The 17,779-nt window shown below is 68.2% G+C and carries 14 protein-coding genes and 1 pseudogene; 5 read left to right on the forward strand and 10 right to left on the reverse strand.

Going from position 1 to position 17,779, the window contains the following annotated elements; all coding sequences use genetic code 11:
- The 3 genes from B0684_RS12135 to motA all read right to left on the reverse strand — a co-directional run.
- Positions 1-690 (reverse strand): CobW family GTP-binding protein (locus B0684_RS12135; protein WP_077277039.1); only part of this gene is annotated, 690 nt, incomplete at its 3' end.
- 1 nt (position 691) lies between these two features.
- Complete coding sequence (motB, locus tag B0684_RS12140) at positions 692-1,642, reverse strand: flagellar motor protein MotB (RefSeq protein ID WP_018168546.1); 951 nt, start codon at positions 1,640-1,642, stop codon at positions 692-694.
- A 19-nt stretch (positions 1,643-1,661) separates the two neighbouring features.
- A complete protein-coding gene (gene motA, locus B0684_RS12145) occupies positions 1,662-2,516 on the reverse strand; it encodes a flagellar motor stator protein MotA (RefSeq protein ID WP_018144402.1) in 855 nt (284 codons plus the stop codon).
- 113 nt (positions 2,517-2,629) lie between these two features.
- Between motA and B0684_RS12150 the strand changes: the two genes are divergently transcribed.
- Positions 2,630-4,012: an HDOD domain-containing protein gene (locus B0684_RS12150; protein ID WP_018649812.1), complete on the forward strand. Its 1,383-nt coding sequence runs from the start codon at positions 2,630-2,632 to the stop codon at positions 4,010-4,012.
- Positions 4,013-4,181: 169 nt separating this feature from the next.
- Entirely contained in the window at positions 4,182-5,747 is a 1,566-nt protein-coding gene (locus B0684_RS12155; RefSeq protein ID WP_018649813.1) for a methyl-accepting chemotaxis protein, read from the forward strand.
- A gap of 196 nt (positions 5,748-5,943) precedes the next feature.
- On the opposite strand, the gene ispG is transcribed toward B0684_RS12155, so the two are convergent.
- The 3 genes from ispG to B0684_RS12170 form a co-directional block, all read right to left on the reverse strand.
- Positions 5,944-7,170, reverse strand: a complete 1,227-nt coding sequence (ispG, locus tag B0684_RS12160; RefSeq protein ID WP_018649814.1) for a flavodoxin-dependent (E)-4-hydroxy-3-methylbut-2-enyl-diphosphate synthase — start codon at positions 7,168-7,170, stop codon at positions 5,944-5,946.
- A 252-nt stretch (positions 7,171-7,422) separates the two neighbouring features.
- Positions 7,423-8,511 (reverse strand): hypothetical protein, encoded by a 1,089-nt coding sequence (locus B0684_RS12165; protein WP_018649815.1) that lies wholly within the window; start codon positions 8,509-8,511, stop codon positions 7,423-7,425.
- A 54-nt stretch (positions 8,512-8,565) separates the two neighbouring features.
- Positions 8,566-9,420 (reverse strand): hypothetical protein, encoded by an 855-nt coding sequence (locus B0684_RS12170; RefSeq protein ID WP_018649816.1) that lies wholly within the window; start codon positions 9,418-9,420, stop codon positions 8,566-8,568.
- A gap of 162 nt (positions 9,421-9,582) precedes the next feature.
- Between B0684_RS12170 and B0684_RS12175 the strand changes: the two genes are divergently transcribed.
- Both B0684_RS12175 and B0684_RS12180 read left to right on the forward strand, forming a co-directional pair.
- Positions 9,583-10,197: a retropepsin-like aspartic protease family protein gene (locus tag B0684_RS12175; protein ID WP_018649817.1), complete on the forward strand. Its 615-nt coding sequence runs from the start codon at positions 9,583-9,585 to the stop codon at positions 10,195-10,197.
- 46 nt (positions 10,198-10,243) lie between these two features.
- Positions 10,244-11,575, forward strand: a complete 1,332-nt coding sequence (locus B0684_RS12180; protein WP_018175995.1) for an MFS transporter — start codon at positions 10,244-10,246, stop codon at positions 11,573-11,575.
- Positions 11,576-11,639: 64 nt separating this feature from the next.
- Here B0684_RS12180 and B0684_RS13960 read toward each other — a convergent pair.
- The 4 genes and pseudogenes from B0684_RS13960 to B0684_RS12200 all read right to left on the reverse strand — a co-directional run bounded on the left by B0684_RS13960 (position 11,640) and on the right by B0684_RS12200 (position 17,015).
- Positions 11,640-11,944: pseudogene (locus tag B0684_RS13960) on the reverse strand (type II toxin-antitoxin system RelE/ParE family toxin).
- A 9-nt stretch (positions 11,945-11,953) separates the two neighbouring features.
- On the reverse strand, positions 11,954-12,139 hold the full coding sequence (locus B0684_RS12190) for an addiction module protein (RefSeq protein ID WP_018168555.1): 186 nt from the start codon (positions 12,137-12,139) through the stop codon (positions 11,954-11,956).
- 434 nt (positions 12,140-12,573) lie between these two features.
- Positions 12,574-15,762 (reverse strand): efflux RND transporter permease subunit, encoded by a 3,189-nt coding sequence (locus B0684_RS12195; protein WP_018649819.1) that lies wholly within the window; start codon positions 15,760-15,762, stop codon positions 12,574-12,576.
- Positions 15,759-17,015, reverse strand: a complete 1,257-nt coding sequence (locus B0684_RS12200; protein ID WP_018649820.1) for an efflux RND transporter periplasmic adaptor subunit — start codon at positions 17,013-17,015, stop codon at positions 15,759-15,761. Before B0684_RS12200 ends, B0684_RS12195 begins: the two co-directional genes overlap by 4 nt.
- Positions 17,016-17,199: 184 nt before the next feature.
- On the opposite strand from B0684_RS12200, the gene B0684_RS12205 reads away from it, so the two are divergent.
- Positions 17,200-17,754, forward strand: a complete 555-nt coding sequence (locus tag B0684_RS12205; protein ID WP_018649821.1) for a copper chaperone PCu(A)C — start codon at positions 17,200-17,202, stop codon at positions 17,752-17,754.
- Positions 17,755-17,779 lie beyond the last annotated feature (25 nt).

Here is a 17,779-nt window from a genome sequence, read left to right on the forward strand (position 1 = left end):
GTCATGGTCATGGTCATGGTCCGTGGATTCGGTCGCGGCGTCGAGGAAGGCGCGGGCCTCGGGGAACAGGGCACCGCCGCGCTCCAGCCGGGGCCGGTCCAGCCATTCGCGCTCGATGCGGGCCTGAGTCGTCTCGACCACCAGGGGGCGCGGCGAGGGCATCGCGGCGACGTAGGCATGCAGCGTCTCGCGGTCATCCTCGCTGTAGAGATCGGCCTTGTTGGCCAGGAGCACGTCGGCCAGGGCGATCTGGTCCTGCCAGGTCGGGTGCTCGCGATGGCGGGGCGAGGCCAGGTGGCGTGCATCCATCAGGGTCACGGTGGCGCGCAGATCGAGGACGCCGGCGTAGGGCGGTTCGGTCAGGGTGCGGATGATCTGCGCCGGGTGCCCGAGACCGGTCGGTTCGATCAGGATGCGGTCGGGTTTCTGGCTGCGGATCAGCCGGTTCAGGCCGACGGTAAACATCTGCGCCGAGACGCAGCACAGGCACCCGCCGGGAACCTCTTCTAGGGCCACGCCGGTATCCGCCAGCAGCCCGCCATCCACGCCGATCTCGCCGAACTCGTTGACCAGCACAGCCCAGTGCTCGCCTTCCGGGCGCTGTGCGAGCAGGTGACGGATGGCGGTGGTCTTGCCGACGCCAAGAAAGCCGGTGATCAGGTTCAGCGGGATGTCGCGATGTTGGGCCATTTTAGCTGGGGTCGTCCAGTTGCGCGGGCGGTGGGGCGGTGCCGTTGTCTGCCGGCCCCAGGGTGTCGGGGCGCACGCCCTCGCTCTCCAGGCTCTGGCGCATGGCATCGTCGGCCTGCTGGGACATGACGATGATGGAGATGCGGCGATTGATGGCCGCTTCCGGATTTTCGCGGTTGAAGGGCACGCTGGCCGCCAGACCCACCACCTGGGCAATCTGGTCGGATTGGGTGCCGCCGGCGATCAGCGCGCGGCGGGCCGCGTTGGCACGGTCGGCCGAGAGTTCCCAGTTGGTGTAGTCCGGGCGCAGCAGCGGGCGCGCGTCGGTGTGTCCGGTGATCGAGACGCGGTTGGGGACCTTGTTGATCAGGCTGGCCAGTTCACGCAGGATCGCGTCGGCGTGCTCGAGGGGCCGCGCGCTGGCGCTGTCGAACATCGGGCGGTTCTCGCGATCGATGATCTGGATGCGCAGGCCCTCGGGCGTGATGTCCAGGAGCAACTGGTCCTTGAAGGGCTCCAGCGCCTGGCTTTGTTCGACCGCTTCCTCCAGGGCCCTTTGCAGTGTCTCGAGGGCCTCACGGTCGCGCGCCTCGGCCAGGTCGTCGAAGGTCTGCTCGTCGATGCCCACGGGGGCGTCCATGCGCTCGGGGTCATCGAGGATCTCGGGCAGGCCCTCGAAGTCGATGATCGACGGGTCCACGCCGGTGCCGTCGCCCGGGGCCTGCCCGGGCAGGGCCGCCTCGCCGTCGAAGGCCGACGGATTCTTGAAGTATTCCGACAGCCCGGCGCGTTCTTCTACCTCCATCGCCGCGAGCAGCCACAGGAGCAGGAAGAAGGCCATCATCGCGGTGGCGAAGTCGGCGAAGGCGACCTTCCACGAGCCCCCGTGGTGGGCCGCCTTGACCACCTTCTTCTTGACGATGATCGGCTGGGTCTTGTCTTCGACGCCCATGGATTCGGTCCGGACGGCCTCAGGCCGCCTTCACGTGCTCCTCGAGTTCGGCGAAGCCGGGACGCATCTCGCTTTCCATGGTCTTGCGCCCGAATTCCACTGCCACCTGCGGGCTGTACCCCTGAACGTTGGCGAGGATGCAGGCCTTGATGCACTGGAGGAACTTGGCTTCTTCTTGGGACCGCGACTCCAGGGCGGCCGCGGTTGGACCGACAAAGCCATAGGCCAGGAGGATGCCGAGGAAGGAGCCGACCAGGGCCGCTGCCACGCTCATCCCGATTTCCTCGATCGAACCGCCGATTGCGCCCATGGTGTTCACGATCCCCAGAACAGCGGCCACGATACCGAAGCCGGGCAGGGCATCCGCCACGCGGTTGACCGCATGGCTGGGGCGCTCGGATTCCTCGTGGTGGGTCTCCAGGTCCACGTCCATCAGGGCGTCCAGCTCGTGCGGGTTCATCGAGCCGGAGATGATCAGGCGCATGTAGTCGGTGATGAACTCGACCGCGTGATGGTCCTTGAGTACCCGGGGATGCGCCTGGAACAGGGCACTCTCCTCGGGCTCCTCGACGTCGCCTTCGATGCCCATCAGGCCTTCCTTGCGGGCCTTGGTGAACAGCTTGTACATCAGCGCGAGCAGGTCGAGATAGTCGTCGCGCGAGTACTTGGCACCCCCCTTCAGGAGTTGGGGGAGGGACTTCATGACGGTGATCACAACCCGCAACGGGTTGGCGATCAGGAAGGCGCCCAGGGCCGCGCCGCCGATGATCATGTATTCGTACGGCTGCCAGATGACCATGATATTGCCACCGTGCAGCATGAAGCCGCCGAACACGCCGCCGAGCACGATGATAAAGCCGAGAATGTACTTCACTGATGGGGTTCCGGGATGTGGGCTCGAGTAGGGGTTCTGCGGGCCAGTTCACAGTGCCGCAGTTGCTATAGTGACGGGCATAACCATAACGACTCCCCTGCGCGAGGTACAGCATGTCCCTGGACAAGGACGCGCCCTACATGGACGAAGCCGCCCGCCTGACGGCCGTGGAATGGCCGATCCTCGAGGCGAGCGATGCGGTGTTTGCCGACCCCGACGCCCTGGTTGAGCGCTCGCTGCGCGAACTGGCGCGTTACGCCGAACGCGACCCCGGTCTGAGCCTGCGTCTGATCCTGCGTGCAAACCGTTCGCGCCGCGGCCTGCGCCAGGAAGTGCACGCGGTGGGGGACGCCATCGCCATGCTGGGGTTGCAGAACGTCCATCAGGAGGCGACTGCGGCGCCGCGCGTCGAGGATGTCGTTACCCAGCCGCAGGCTTATCGCGAGATGGCGGCGCAATCGCGGCTGGCGGCAATGATTGCGACCGAAATCGCAGGCGAGCGCCACGATACCGAGCCGGGCGAGCTGGCCCTGGCCGCCCTGCTGAATCAGCTCGGCCTGCTCGCCCTGCTGGTGGAGGGCGAGCCGCGCCTGGCCCGGCTGATGGAGATCCTCGAGCTGAATGCGCTTCCGGACGAGGCCAGTTACACCGCGCTGGGGTACGCAACGGACGATCTCTCGCGTGCGATGGCGGAACAAATGGAGCTGCCGGAACTGGTGCAGGGGACACTGCGGGCGGTCAATGCGGCGCATCACCGGGCCTTTGAGGTGATGGTCGCGAGTGCCGTGGCCTGGCAGGTCTTTCGCGGCATGGATACCGCGCGCGGTGACCGCGACCTCGCGCTGCTGGCCGGGTTGATGGGTTTGACCGACAAGGAGGCCGCGGACCGGATCAGAGCGGTGATCGAGCGTTTCAACGCGGATGTCGCGGTCTATCATCGTGAACCGCTGGATCCGCAGATACCCGGGCGGGTCTGGCTGCGCGAGCCACATCGGCCGCGCCTGGCCCTGATGCCGCGGGTCGACCTGCTGGAAGAGGGGATTGCCGCGCTCGAGAAAGAGCCGAACCGCGAGCTGCGCGTACGGCGGATGCTGCGGGTGATGCAGTTCGGTGTAGGCCTGAACCGGGTGGTTTTTGCCCGTCTGTCCCGGGATGGCGAGACGCTGCGTGCCGAGCACCTGGTCGGCACGCTGCACGAGCCGGAGTTCAGCCACTTTGTGATCAACCGTGCGGCGCTCGGACCGTTGGCGCAGGTCCTGGATAAGGACACGCCGCAGTGGTGGGACCGCAAGCGCATCCATGAGCAGATGCCTCCGGCGGTGCGCAAGCTGACCGGCGGGGTCGACTGTCTCGTCGCGCGCCTGTGCGATGGTGAGCGCGTGCTGGGCCTGGTCTACGCCGACCGGCGTTCGCGTGACCTGGAGCTGACCCCGTTCGCCTTCGAGGGCTTTCGGCGTGTGCTGGCGGCGGCATCGCGGCCCGTTGAACCCCGGTAGGCCGCCGCCGGGTGCGATTCAAGTTTGGGGCATCCGGGTCGATACATTCGTAAGAGCGAATATATTCGCCGGGGATCATCCTCGAGGGCGCGGGTCGCAGCGAACGGCCCGCGCGAATTTGGGTTGTCGGACACGTCCTGTTCGGCATACAAGAATAAGGAAGTACGGCATGCGCAAGAATCTTCCCGTCACCCAGGCGGCCTATTCGCTCGATCGGCATGGGGATCTGATCTCGGCCACGGACGAAAAAGGCCGCATTCGCTATGCGAACGACGACTTCGTCGCGGTCAGCGGCTTCGACTGCGCGGAGTTGGAGGGGGCTGCACACAATATTGTGCGCCACCCGGACATGCCGGAGGCCGCCTACGCGAACATGTGGGCGACCCTGAAGGCCGATGGGGCCTGGATGGGCATCGTCAAGAATCGGCGCAAGAACGGCGATCATTACTGGGTGGACGCCTTTGTCACCCCCGCCTACGAGAACGGGCGCAAGACCGGCTACGAGTCGGTGCGGGCGACCCCGGAGCGCGAACATGTGGCACGCGCCGAGAAGGTGTATGCCGCGATCAACCGGGGTCGGAGCTTCGCACGGCGCTGGTATCACGGCCTGACCTGTCGCCTGGCGGGCACCTGGATCGTGGGCGTCCTGCTGGCACTCGCCGTCGTGTTCTCGGCGTCTTCGCCTGTGGTGCAGGCGGCCCTGCTGGTGCTGATCTTCGCTGTCGGCGGCGTGGCGTCGCTGGTGTTTACCTCCGGGGTGCGCCAGGCGGTCAACCGCGCCCAGGCCCAGTTCGACAACCCGGTCATGGAGGCGATCTACACCGGGCGGCGCGATGACAGCGCCTCGCTGGAACTGGTACAGCGCTTCGGCGAGGCCAAACTGCGCACCGTGCTGGGCCGCATCGAGGACAAGGCCGAGGCGGTGAGTGACGGTGCCCACTCGATGGCCAGCAGCGTGGACCAGACGGCCGCCGGCGTGGAGCGCCAGCAAAACGAGATCGACCAGGTCGCCACGGCCATGAACGAGATGACTTCGACCATCCAGGAGATGGCGAGCAACTCCGCGCGCGCCGCCGAGGCCGCCAACAACGCCGAGAAGGAAACCGGTTCCGGGCAGGATGTCGTGAACGACACGGTTTCCGTGATCAACCGCATGGCAGCGGAGGTCGAGTCCACGGCCGAGAAGCTCGGCAAGCTGGAAGCGAGCACCGTGGAGATCGACAAGATTCTGAGTGTCATTCGCGAGATCGCCGAGCAGACCAACCTGCTGGCGCTGAATGCCGCGATCGAGGCCGCCCGCGCCGGGGAACACGGCCGCGGGTTCGCCGTGGTGGCCGACGAGGTGCGCAGCCTGTCGCAGCGCACCGATGAATCCACGGTGACCATTCGCAATATGATCGAGAGCCTGCAGTCCGGGGCGCGCGAGGCCATGTCCGCGATGCGTGCCAGTCAGGAGCGGGCCGCTGACGGGGTGGAGAAGGCCCAGGCGGCGGGCGATTCACTGACCAGCATCCGCGAGGCCGTTGGTCAGATCACCGAGATGAACACCCAGATCGCCACCGCGGTCGAGGAACAAAGCGCGGTCTCCGAGGAGATCAACCGCAACGTGACGTCCATTCGCGACGTGGCCACCGAGACCGGTTCCGTCTCCGCCCATGCCCGCGACGCCAGCGCGCGGATGCAGGCCGAGGCCGCCGAACTGAAGGCGCTGATCCACCGCTTCGAACAGAAATAAGCCGACCCTCGATCGGGCCGTCATCGAGTACTTGGTATGGGCTGGAGCGGTGGCGTCGAGCCTTCGTGGCGATGGCGGGCGGAACCGCGTTGGCACGCAGTGGGCAGGATGCGTTGAGCGCAGCGAACCGCATCCTGCAAGTTCATGTGTCGGCAGAGGCCCTGATTTTTTCTGCGCCTCGTGGTGAACGGGAACGTCAGGCGGTCTGGCGGTAGCGGCGTTCGATGTAGGCCTCGACGCGCGCCTGGAATTCCTCGGCGATGCGGTCGCCCTTGAGGGTAACGGTCTTCTCGCCGTCCTCGTAGACCGGGGCGACCGGTTGTTCGCCGGTGCCGGGCAGGGAGATGCCGATGTTGGCGTGCTTGCTCTCGCCGGGGCCGTTGACCACGCAGCCCATCACCGCGACGGTCATCTCCTCCACGCCCGGATAGCGTTCCTTCCAGGTGGGCATTTGGTGGCGGATGTAGGTCTGGATGTCCTGCGCCAGATGCTGGAAGTACTCGCTGGAGGTGCGTCCGCAGCCGGGGCAGGCGACCACCGACGGCAGGAAACTGCGCAGCCCCATGCTCTGCAGGATCTCCTGCGCGACCAGGACTTCCTTAGTACGGTCGCCGCCGGGCTCCGGCGTCAGCGAGATACGGATGGTGTCGCCGATACCCTGTTGCAGTAGCACCGATAGCGCGGCCGTGGAGGCGACGATGCCCTTGGCCCCCATGCCGGCCTCGGTCAGACCCAGGTGTAGCGGATAGTCGCAGCGCGCGGCCAGGTCCTGGTAGACCGAGATCAGCGGCTGCACGCCGCTGACCTTGGCCGACAGGATGATGCGGTCATGCGGCAGGCCAATACGTTCGGCCTCGGCCGCGCTCTCCAGTGCCGAGGTGATCAGGGCCTCCTGCATCACCGCTTCCGGTGACAGGGGGGCGGCGCGCTCGTTGTTCGCGTCCATCATCCGCGCGAGCAGGGCCTGGTCGAGGCTGCCCCAGTTCACGCCGATGCGCACCGGCTTGTCGTACTCGCAGGCGGTCTCGATCATGGCCGCGTACTGGCTGTCGCGCTTCGAGCCGCGCCCGACGTTGCCCGGGTTGATGCGCAGCTTGGCCAGCGCCTGCGCGCACTCTGGGTATTGCGTCAGCAGCTTGTGGCCGTTGAAGTGGAAGTCCCCGACCAGCGGCACGTCCAGTCCCATCGCATCCAGGCGTTCGCGGATCTCCGGTACGGCCTTCGCCGCGGCCTCGGAGTTCACCGTGATGCGCACGACCTCGGAGCCGGCGCGCGCGAGTTCCGCCACCTGCACGGCGGTGCGCAGGGCGTCCGCGGTGTCGGTATTGGTCATCGATTGCACCATCACTGGGTGGTCGCCGCCGACGGTGACGTTGCCGACGCGGACGGGGACGGTCTTGTGGCGCTTGGGAGTCGTATTCATCAGTAGGCGCGGGCGCGAGGTAACGGTGTGCGGAGTGTAACGCAGCGCCGCGTTGCTGCCGAGACGCCGCGGCCCTGCCGGGGTTGGACGGCATCGGGTAGCCCGCGTCATCCGCGTGTGGGTCATCTCGGACGCCGCGAGCGGCGATCCGGGATCTCCACGGTCCGGCGGTTGGCCCGGCGCTGGAGATCCCGGCTCTGCGCTTGGCTCCGGCCGGGATGACGGGGCGGTCTGGCCACCCGCAGGGGGTGATCAGCGTTCCAGGCCGGCCCTCCAGGGCTGGAAGGTGTTCTCGACCGCGGCGCGACTGGCCGCGTGCCGGGCCTCGACGCGCGCGGCGATGGCCTGCTGCCAGGCCAGGCGGGTCTCGGCGTGCAGGGCGTCCAGGGCCTCGTGCAGGGCCTGCTCCAGGTCTTCGCGGTGGCGGGTCTCGTCGAGCCGCAGAAGCAGCCAATCCACGCCGATGATCGTGGCCCCGGCAGCGGTGATGCCACAGCCCAGCGAGAACGGACCGCTCCAGGCGCAGACCCCGGCACCAAGGGCGCCCGCGCGGCCGGCGCGACCGAGGCTGCGCGCCAGCCCCGCCTGCGTGGCGCGGGCGGCCAGCCGGGCCTGCACGGCGCGCGCGATCAACGGAGTCGCGAGCCCGGTGCCGGCAGCGGCCGTGGCCGCCAGGCCGGTGCGCTGATCGAAGCGCTCCAGGTCGATATCCAGCGCCGTGTGCAGGGCGTGGCCGCGTTCGATCTCGGCCGCTGAGACCCCTCCGGCGCGCGGCGGTGGGCTCGGGATGCGCGCGTCCGCGAGGCGCTCGGCCAGCTCCAGACGCCAGACGTCGCGAACCTGGCGTTGTTGCTCGTCCACGCCCCATTCGATGCGGGTCGCCAGGTCCCGCAGGGCGTGATCCCACAGCGCCTCGGGCAGCAGGCGCTCGCGCAGCATCCGCGCGGGGGCATCCGGTTCGGCGTCGCCCAGCCACTGGGTCCCGCGCAGCCACAGGCGCATGTATTCGGCGCCCAGCGAGTAGTACCAGTCCGCGACCTCGGGGACGCGGTCGTGCAGTTCCGCGAAGCGGGCATCGAGTTCGGCATCCACGCGGCCTTGCCAGTGGTCCCGGGCCTCGGCGTCCCCCGCCTCCAGCCATTCGAGCGTGAAGCGTTCGAGGCGGGTGAGGCGTTCTTGATCGACCTGGTAGCGCTGCTCGCCGAGTTGCAGGGTCAGCGGCGCGGCCTCTTCCCAGCTGCGGGGTTCGTGCTGGCTGGCCAGCCACAAAAGGCTGGTGCTGGCCAGCAGGGTCAGGACCAGCCAGGTCCAGGCCGTATGCCACCCCGCCGTCATCGCCATGGCCGGGTGCCGGTTGGGGCTTGCGGGATGCACGACGGCATGGCGGGGTCCGCGCTACTCGATGACGGGGGCGTTGCGCGGGTCGCCCAGGGTGTCGTTCGTCGGGCGCAGCGGCAGCAGGCCGTTGGCCAGGAGCAGGAAGCCGAGGGCCAGGAAGGCCTGTTCCGCGAGTACCAGCAGCCAGCCGAGCAGGGCCGGCAGGGATTCCACACCCTGCGGGAACCATTGCTGGCCCAGCCACAGGCGCAGGGCGTCCTGGGCGGCGGCGAGTTGCAACCCGGCCTCCAGCAGATGGCTGCGCGCGGCCTCCTGGTGGACCAGGAACCAGACCGCCTGTTCCAGCGAGGCGCCGGTCAGGTCGGGGTACCGGGCCAGCAGGGCCAGCGCCAGCAGGGCGACGATCAGCAGCAGGCCCGTGAGCCGCAGGGCCCCGCGGCGGACCAGTTCCGGTGCGAACTGCGGATGGGCATGGCCGCGCAGCAGGCGGGCGAACAGGGCCTCGCTGATCACCAGCACGAAGCCGGCGACCAGCAGGGCGGCCCAGACCTCCTGGGTCGGGATGCGCGCGAGGGTGATCAGCAGCAGTCCGCCCAGCAGCGCGCCGATGATCAGGTGCCGCAGGGCCATCAGCGGCCCGCCCCGCAGGCGCCGAGGCCATTGGCTGGTCGGCTCCAGGTAGCCGCGCAGGAAGGCCGCGCGCCGTACCCGGTGGCGCCGGAAGCCGCCATGGGCGATCAGCAGGGTGACACCGATCCACAGCGCCATCACCCCGGCCTCGGGCAGGACCCGCAGGTTCATGTGCATCAGCCACAGCCCGATTACCAGCAATGTCACGGTAAAGGCATGGCGCAGGGCGATATGCCGGGTCGGGGGTGGGCTGGACGCGGTGGACGAGGATGAACGGGACACGGTGGCTCCAGGAGGATATGCACGCCCTGATGGTAGCAGGCGCGGGGGTTGTCGCCTGGCGTTCCGGTTTCGTTCAGCCGGAGGCGCTATAACAGCGGCATGACTTGGACTCGTCTCGCTCGATACTGTTCGCCGGCCGTGTTCGGTCTGGCGGTGTGGCTAATGCTGTGGTGGCCGGCCTCTGTGGCCGCGGAGGAACTGCGCCTGCATGCGGTGTTCGGGGATCGCGCGGTGCTGTCCGTGGGGGACGAGCGGGCCGTGGTCTCCACCGGCGAGTCCGGCCCGGGCGGGGTGCGGGTCCTGCGCACGCGCCCGGGCGCGGCCCTGGTGGAGTACGGCGGCCGACAGCATGAGCTGCGGGTGCAGCAACGGGCGGCCCCGGCGCGGCCGGTCGGGCCGGCGGAGGGGGGTGTCGAGGTGCGGGTGCATCGAGACTCGCGCGGCGACCACGCGCTGACCGCCGGGGTGAACGGTACGGCCGTTACCGTCGTCGTCGATGCGCAGGCTGACTCGGTGTTGCTGCGTGAGACCGATGCCGAGCAGGCCGGGATTGACGCCGATCAGGGGCGCTCGGTGCGCATCCGCGACGTCCGGGGCACGCAGCATGGGCAGCGCGTCCGGATCGAGCAGTTGCAGGTGGGCGCGCTACGCCGTTCGGGGGTCAGTGCGATCGTGTTGCCCGACGATGCACTGCCGCGCTCGCGTCTGGGCCGCAGTTTCCTCGAGCACTACGCGGTCGAAACGGACGGCGATGCCGTCGTGATCCGCGAGCGCTGAGGAGGTGGGTTAGCATGTGGCCCGTCATGACCCCCGAGATTCCTGCATGCCGCTGATTCGGCGCCACCCCGAGAACGCGCCCGCCCCCCGGCGCGAGATCTTCGGCTGGGCGATGTTCGACTTCGCCAATCAGGCCTACACCCTGCTGATCATCACGGTGATCTTCGGCGACCTGTTTACGCGGGTGATTGTCGGCGATGCCCCGGATTATCGTCTCGGTAACCTGTTGTGGAGCGTGGCCCTGGCGGTCAGCTACGCGATGGTGATCGTGGCCGCACCGTTTGCCGGGGCGATCATGGATGCCACCGCCTCGCGCAAGCGTTTCCTCGCCGCCTCGTGGGTGCTGACGATCATCACCACCGCGTTGTTGTACTTCGTCGAACCGGGGCTGGTGTTCTTCGGCATGGCGCTGATCATCGCCTCGAACTTCGGCTATGCCATCGGCGAGTCCTTCATCGCCAGCTTCCTGCCCGACCTGGGGCCACCGGAGAAGCTCGGCTGGATCTCGGGGCTGGGCTGGGGGCTCGGGTATATCGGCGGGCTGGTGGCGACGGCCTTTGCCCTGGGGCTTCTGGGCGAGGTGAGCGCGGAGAACTTCGAGCGCATTCGCTGGGTCGGGCCGTTCGCGGCCGCGTTCTTCCTGGTCTCGGCGCTGCCGACCTTCCTGTTCCTGAAGGAGCGCGGTACCCGTCGGCGCATGGCGCGCAACGTCCAGCTGGGACTCGGCTGGAAGCGGGTCAAGGCCTCGCTGGTCACGCTGGGCGAGCGCCGCGACCTGCGCGCCCTGTTCGTGTCCATCTTTTTCGTGATGGCCGGGATCTACATCATCATCGCCTTCACCTTCATCTACGGTGCGCAGGTGATCCAGTGGGACGAACCGACGCGCGTGATGATGTTCGTGGTGACCCAGATCACCGCGGTGATCGGTGCCGTGGGCTTCGGGTTCCTGCAGGACCGCGCGGGGCCGGTGCGCATCTATCGCATCACGCTGGTGCTTTGGGCATTGGCGGTGCTGGCGATCTTTGCCACGCCGACCATCGCCCAGTGGCTGAGCGTGCTGCTGGGACGGCCGGTGGAGGCGCAGATGGTGTTCCTCGGCGTCGGCATCCTGGCCGGGCTTTGCCTCGGTTCGGCGCAGTCCGCCGGGCGTGCCCTGGTGGCGCTGATGGTACCGGCGCGCGAGGCCGGGCGCTGGTTCGGCTTCTGGGGGCTGGCGTCCAAGGCCGCGGCGATCTTCGGCCTGCTCGGCATCGGGCTGCTCCAGGTCTGGCTGGGTCTCGAGAACGCCATCCTGTTCTGCCTGTTCCTGTTCCTCGCCGGGCTGCTGGCATCCATTCCCATCCGCCTCGCCGACCGCCGCCAGGCCGCGGCGGTTTGATTCGCCACGAAGCACACGAAGGCCCTTCTTCGTATCTTCGTGCGCTCCGTGGTGGAAATTCGAGCTACTCGTCTGGATCGCTCAGGCGTGTGGCGAGATGACCCGGGGCCTGGCGGCAATCGAGGATGGCGTAGACGCGGATGATTTCGTCATCGACCCGATAGTAGATCGCGAAGGGGAAGCGGCGGGAAAGCAGACGATGGAAACCATGATGCTGCTCGTGCACGCCGGCGTACAGGAGCAGGGAGTCGATGTCGGAAATAGGGCATCGAGGAAGTACTCGCCCAGCCCCGGTGACCGGGAGGCGTAGAACGCAGCCCCTCGGGCCAGCTCCTCTTCCGCCGCGTCGAGGAGTTCGATCAAGCGCAAGGCAGGCCGTTACCCGTTGCGCAGGCGTCGCTTGGCGTCGTCCCAGGGGCGAAATCGGGCCTCACTGCTGGCAGCGGTCGCCTGGCGCTGTTCCAGCACGTCGCGATGCCAATTGGGGACCGGGACATCCGCCGGATTACGCGCCAAGTCTTCCCACAGCTCCTCCATGGCGCGGAGCTTTTCGGTCGTGGTCATTTGGTCGAGAGCGAGGGATGCAGTCACGTGTAACTCCCTTCAAACATACGAATCCAGTATAGCCCGTCGGCTGAGTACACGCCGTCGGGCCGGTCTCGTTTGATCAACCACGAAGCGCACGAAGGCACGCGAAGGGCGATTGCACCACAGAGGACACGGCATACACAGAGAAAAGCGAAGACAGTTTCGAACCGGGCAGGATGCCGATGCCGTGGAGCCAAAGGAAGCGCATCAATGCCCGCCACTGGTCTGACTGGACCACTCACCGTTCTTCTCGCCCCAGCTTTTCGGCCCCCTGGCCCGCCATCGGATTTCTCGGTGCCTTCCGTGCCCTCTGTGGTGCAACCCGCCCTTGACCTTGACCTTGACCTAGACCTGGCCCTTCTTCGTGCGCTTCGTGGCGGGAGTACAAAGCCACGGGTGGGCGCGGAGGGCTATTCGGTGGCGTGGTGGGTGGTGGTGGCGCCGCGGTCGAAGCGGCCCTCGTAGAGGCGCAGCAGGGCGGGGATCACGAACAGCACCAGCACGGTGGCGATGGCCAGGCCGAAGACGATGGAGATCGCCATCGGGATCAGGAACTGGGCCTGGACCGAGCGTTCGAACAGCAGCGGGGTGAGGCCGGCGATGGTGGTGACCGAGGTCAGGATCACCGCGCGCAGGCGCTGGCAGGCGGCCTCGACGATCGCCTCCTGCAGGGCCAGCCCGGCCTCGCGCAGGCCCTGGTAGAAGCTCACCAGGATGATCGAGTTGTTGACCACGATCCCGGTCAGGCCGAACAGGCCGAACAGCGACAGGATGGTCAGCTCCACGTTGAGGATCCAGTGCCCGAGCAGGGCGCCGAGGATGCCGAACGGGATGATCGCCATTACGATCAGTGGCCAGCCCCAGGAGGCGAAGACCCAGGCCAGGGTGATGTACATCAGCCCCAGCGCCAGGATCAGGCCCGTGCGCATGTCGGCGAAGGTCTCGGCCTGGTCGGCGGCGCGCCCCTCGAAGGAATACTCGATGCCGTAGCGTGCCGCGAGGTCGTCCAGCGGGCCGTCCTCCAGCGCGGCGCGGATGCGCGCGGCGTTGTTCACGCTGCGGTCGACCTCGGTGGAGACCTGGATGGCCAGGCGGGTGTCGGCATGGCGCAGGGTCTCGAAGCCCTGGCGCGAGCGCAGATCGACCACGCTGCCCAGCGGGGCGAATTCGCCGCTCGGCAGGCGCAGGTTCAGCCGCTCCAGGCTCTCGCTGGAATGGCGTTCGTGATCCGGCAGGCGCACGCGCACCTCGACCTCCTCCAGCCCGTCCTGGTAGAGCTGGGCGAGGTGGCCGTCGAAGGCGTCGCGCAGCTGGGCACCGACCGATTCGGTGGTCAGGCCCAGGGCGCGGCCCTCCGGCTTGACCTGGAACACCAGCTGTTCGCGGCCGAACGGGGTGTCGTCGTTGGTGGCGAAGGTGCCGGCGAAGTCGTCGAAGATATCCGCCAGCTCCAGGGCCGCGTTCTTCAGCACATGCGGATCATCGCCGGTCAGGCGCACTTCCAGATCGCGCCCGGGCGGGCCGGTCTGGCGCTCGTCGATGCTGAAATTCTCGATGCCCGGGGCCTGGCGCACGCGCTCCTCCCAGGCCTGGATGAATTGGCGGTTGCGCACCTCGCGCTGTTCCGGCGATGCCAGTTCGACCTGGATGTTGCCGAACTGGTCGCCGCGTGGGGCGTTGCCGTCGCCGGGGTCGATCCCGCGCCCAAGCCGAGTCACCGAGGCGCGCACCAGGTCGCCGCCGAGCTCCTGTTCGGTCTCCGCCAGGGCCTGCTCGACGTGGATCAGGAAGGCCTCCACCCGCTCCGGCGGGGTGCCGGCGACGAAGTTGACGCCGGCATTGACGATGGTGCCCTCGGGAGACGGGAAGAAGGTGAAGCCGATGCGCCCGCTGGCGGCCAGGCCGATGGCCAGGATCAGCGCGCCGACGGCCAGCGCCAGAGTGGTGCCGGAATGATTGACTGACACGGTGACCGCGCGGCGGAAGGCGCCGTTGCGGAAGCCCTCGAAGCCGTTGTCGAAGCGCTCGCGCAGGCTGCCCGGGCGCGGCGGCTTGAGCCGGTGCATCACGCCCTTGAGGTGGGCAGGCAGGATCAGGAAGGCGATCAGCAAGGTGGCGATGATCACGCAGATCACCACCAGCGGGATGTCGAACAGGATGTTGCCGATGATCCCCCCGATCAGCATCAGCGGCAGGAACGCGGCGACCGTGGTCAGCGAGGCGGCGATCACCGGCCCGACCATGCGCCGGGCGCCGTCGCGCGCGGCGCGGCTGGCCGACATTCCGCGCTGGTGCAGGCTGTAGGCGTGCTCCGAGACCACGATGGCGTTGTCGACGATGATCCCCAGCGACATGATGAAGCCGAACAGCGAGATCATGTTGATCGAGCCGCCGACCACCCACAGCACCACGAAGGCGGCGGTGAACGCGATCGGGATGCCCAGTGCCACGCGCAGGGCGATGTGGCGGTTGAGGAACAGGAACAGGATTGCCAGGACGAGCAACAGGCCGCCCAGACCGTTTTTCAGCAGCAGCGTGATGCGCTCGGACAGGAGCTCCCAGAAGGCATCGGTGACCTGTAGATCAACCCCGGGCGGCAGGGCGGGGCGGGTTTCGGCCAGCCAGTCCTCCAGCACCTGCGCGGCGGCGAGGGAGTCGCCGGTCTCCGAGCGCAGCAATTGCATCTCGATCGCCCGCTGGCCGTTGGCGCGGACGCGTACCTGCCCGTCGCGATGGCGCAGGTCCAGGGTCGCGATATCGCCCAGGGTCAGGCGCCCCAGCTCGCCATCGCCGCGCAGTACCAGGCGCTCGAAGCTGACGATGTCGCGCGCCTGCTCCAGGCTGCGGATCTGGCGCGCGGTGTCGTCGCGACCCACCGAGCCGGCCGGCAGGTCCTGCGCCATGGCGCGGATCTGCTCGCCGATATCCGCGAGCGTCATGTCCAGGCGGTAGAGCGTTGCGGATGGCACCTGGATGGCCATCTCGTCCTCGGTCAGGCCGGTGAACTCGATGCGCGCGATGCCGGCATCCAGCAGTTCGCGTTCGAACTGACGCGCGAGGATGCGCAGTTGCTGCGGGTCCTCGGGGCCGGTCAGCAGCAACCGCGCCACCGGCTCGTAGCGGATGATGCGGGTGACCACCGGGGTCTCGGCGGCCTCTGGCAGGTTGCGCTGCTGGTTCACACGGTCGTTGACCTGCTCCAGCGCCAGGGTCATGTCGGTCCCGGCCTCGAACTCCATGGTGACCACGCCGATGCCCAGTGCCGAGGTGGAGGTCATGTTGCGCAGGCCGTCGACGGTGCGCAGGTCCTGCTCCAGCGGGTCGACGATGGCGCGTTCGACATCCTCCGCGCTGGCCCCCGTCCAGGGCACTTCGACGGTCACGAAGTCGAGTTCGAAGTTGGGGAAGAACTGGGTATTCAGCTTGGTCAGGGCAAAGGCCCCGGCCAGCAGCATCAGTGCAATCAGCAGGTTGGCGGCGAGGCGATGCTCCAGAAACAGCTGGATCGGGCCGCGTGGAGGCCCGTCGTGTTCCTGCGCGCCGCCACCAGGCATGGGCTGCCCGGATTCCGGCGCGCTGCCGGTCTCCGATTCGCTCATCGGCCGGAATCCTGTTCTTCAACCTCGACCCGCAGGCCATCCACGGCATTCGGCAGGCGGGTGGCGATCAGGGTGTCGCCAGCGGCGATCGCGTCGCTGCGGATCAGGGCGAGGGTGTTGCCGTCCGCGTCGATGAAGTCACCCAGACGGTCCACCTGCAGCGACTCCAGGCGGCCGTCGACCACGCGGAACACGCGGTCGCGCCCGAACAGGGACTCGAACGGAACGGCCAGGCTGTCGGGCTCCTCGGGCAGCTGCAGGCGCAGCTCGACGAATCGATTCAGCGGTAGGCGCTGGCCGCCCGAGCGAACCTCGAACACCCCGCGCAGCCCGGAGTCGCCGCTGCGGGTCTCGCCCTCCAGGCGCGCGAGCTCGGTCTCGATCTCGTGGCCACCGACCGTCGCGTGCGCGGGGAGGGATGTGCCCTCCTGCAGCAGGGCCGCGACCCGGGCGACCAGGTGTTCCGGAAGGCTGGCGCGAATCTCCAGGTCATCCACGGCGTACAGCCGCAACAACGGGTCCCCGGGCCGGGCGCGTTCGCCAGTGGCGACCTCGACCTCGACGACGCGGGCATCGAAGGGCGCGCGGATGGTGGTGCGTTCCAGGTCGATCGCGGCCTGCGCCTCGGCAGCGCGGGCGCGCGCCAGGCGGGCCTCGGCCTGGGCCCGGCGCATCGGGGCATCGGCCACGGCCTGCTCGCGGCTGTCCACGGTGATGCTGGCCTGTTGCAGGCGTTCGCGCGCGGCATCGACGTCGGATTCGGAACCGAGATTGCGTCCGCGCAGGTCGCGGGCCCGTTCCAGGCCGCGTTCGGCAATTGCCAGCAGCTCGCGTTCGCGGCGCAGGGCCTCGCGGTCGAAGCGGGCGCGCAGTTCCTCGCTCTCGACCGCGCCTTCCAGTTCCTGGCGTTCGGCCTCGCGCTGGTCCAGCAGGAGCTGGGCCTCGCGCGGGTCGATGCGGACGAGGGCATCGCCCGACGCCACCCGCTGCCCTGCGCGCGCCGGCACGTCTTCGATCTCGCCCTCGACCGCGGCACGCAGCAGCGCATCGCGGGCGGACTGGCTGCGTCCGTTCAGCATGATGCCCGGGCGGTGGGTGCCGGGCTCGGCGGTCAGACCCTGCACCGGCCAGGTGCGTTCGCTGGCCTCCGGCGGCGGGGCCGAGGGCCCGGTCGCGCGCAGAATCATGAAGCCCACCACCGCGACGGCGAGGATCAGGACAGGGAGGATGGCTCGGCGGAGGGCGCGCGGCATGGGTATCTCGATTTGTTCGCGGTACTGGCAAGCCGGGTATGGCTCGTCGCTTGGAGACGCGCGCGGGCCGGAGGTTCCCGCAGCGGGTCACATCATACCATCGCGGTTTGTGGGGGAACCCCCGCGGTTGCGGTCAGTCCCTATTGTGCCAATATTACGTTTTGCTTAAATGAGGATAAAGGCGATGAAGGGATCCAAGCAGTTTCTTGGCGGGCTTTTGGCGGCGGGTTTGCTGGCGGGCGGCGTTGCGGCTCCGGTCCTGGCCGAGGCGCCGCAGATCTGCGAGTGTCGCGATGGTCTGGAGATGGAGGGGACGCCGTGGATTCGCCTGATGCCGGGCGACATGACGGGGGGGTACTTCGTGCTCCGCAATAGCGGCGATCAGGATTATCGGATCGTTGCGGCGGAGGCGCCCATCGCGAAGGTGGTGGAGCTACACGAGCATGCCCATGTGGATGGCGTGATGCGCATGCGCCAGGTCGACGGCCTGGAACTCCCGGCTGGCGAGACCCTGGTGCTGGAGCCGGGCGGACTGCATCTGATGTTCATCGGCCTGCACGAGCCGCTGACGGCGGGGGACTGGATCCCGGTGATCCTGGAGTTTGCCGACGGCGAAACCATGGCGATTCATGCCCGGGTGCAGCGGGGCGAGGGTGCCGGTGAGGGCCACTCCCGCGGGCACATGATGGACGGAGATGCTCGCGGCATGGACCACGAGGCCGGGCACGACGGGCACTGAAACGGACGCGGCGTACCCGTTGGGT

The sequence above is a fragment of the Thioalkalivibrio versutus genome, from assembly GCF_001999325.1.
Classification (GTDB): domain Bacteria; phylum Pseudomonadota; class Gammaproteobacteria; order Ectothiorhodospirales; family Ectothiorhodospiraceae; genus Thioalkalivibrio; species Thioalkalivibrio versutus.

Bases quoted from the DNA above. Each gene is read 5' to 3' on its own strand.
- B0684_RS12205 (WP_018649821.1), top strand. From the start codon at position 17,200: ATGAAGGGATCCAAGCAGTTTCTTGGCGGGCTTTTGGCGGCGGGTTTG.
- B0684_RS12155 (WP_018649813.1), top strand. From the start codon at position 4,182: ATGCGCAAGAATCTTCCCGTCACCCAGGCGGCCTATTCGCTCGATCGG.
- B0684_RS12190 (WP_018168555.1), bottom strand. From the start codon at position 12,139: ATGACCACGACCGAAAAGCTCCGCGCCATGGAGGAGCTGTGGGAAGAC.
- B0684_RS12195 (WP_018649819.1), bottom strand. From the start codon at position 15,762: ATGAGCGAATCGGAGACCGGCAGCGCGCCGGAATCCGGGCAGCCCATG.
- motB (WP_018168546.1), bottom strand. From the start codon at position 1,642: ATGGGCGTCGAAGACAAGACCCAGCCGATCATCGTCAAGAAGAAGGTG.
- B0684_RS12150 (WP_018649812.1), top strand. From the start codon at position 2,630: ATGTCCCTGGACAAGGACGCGCCCTACATGGACGAAGCCGCCCGCCTG.
- ispG (WP_018649814.1), bottom strand. From the start codon at position 7,170: ATGAATACGACTCCCAAGCGCCACAAGACCGTCCCCGTCCGCGTCGGC.
- B0684_RS12180 (WP_018175995.1), top strand. From the start codon at position 10,244: ATGCCGCTGATTCGGCGCCACCCCGAGAACGCGCCCGCCCCCCGGCGC.
- B0684_RS12165 (WP_018649815.1), bottom strand. From the start codon at position 8,511: ATGGCGATGACGGCGGGGTGGCATACGGCCTGGACCTGGCTGGTCCTG.
- B0684_RS12200 (WP_018649820.1), bottom strand. From the start codon at position 17,015: ATGCCGCGCGCCCTCCGCCGAGCCATCCTCCCTGTCCTGATCCTCGCC.
- B0684_RS12175 (WP_018649817.1), top strand. From the start codon at position 9,583: ATGCTGTGGTGGCCGGCCTCTGTGGCCGCGGAGGAACTGCGCCTGCAT.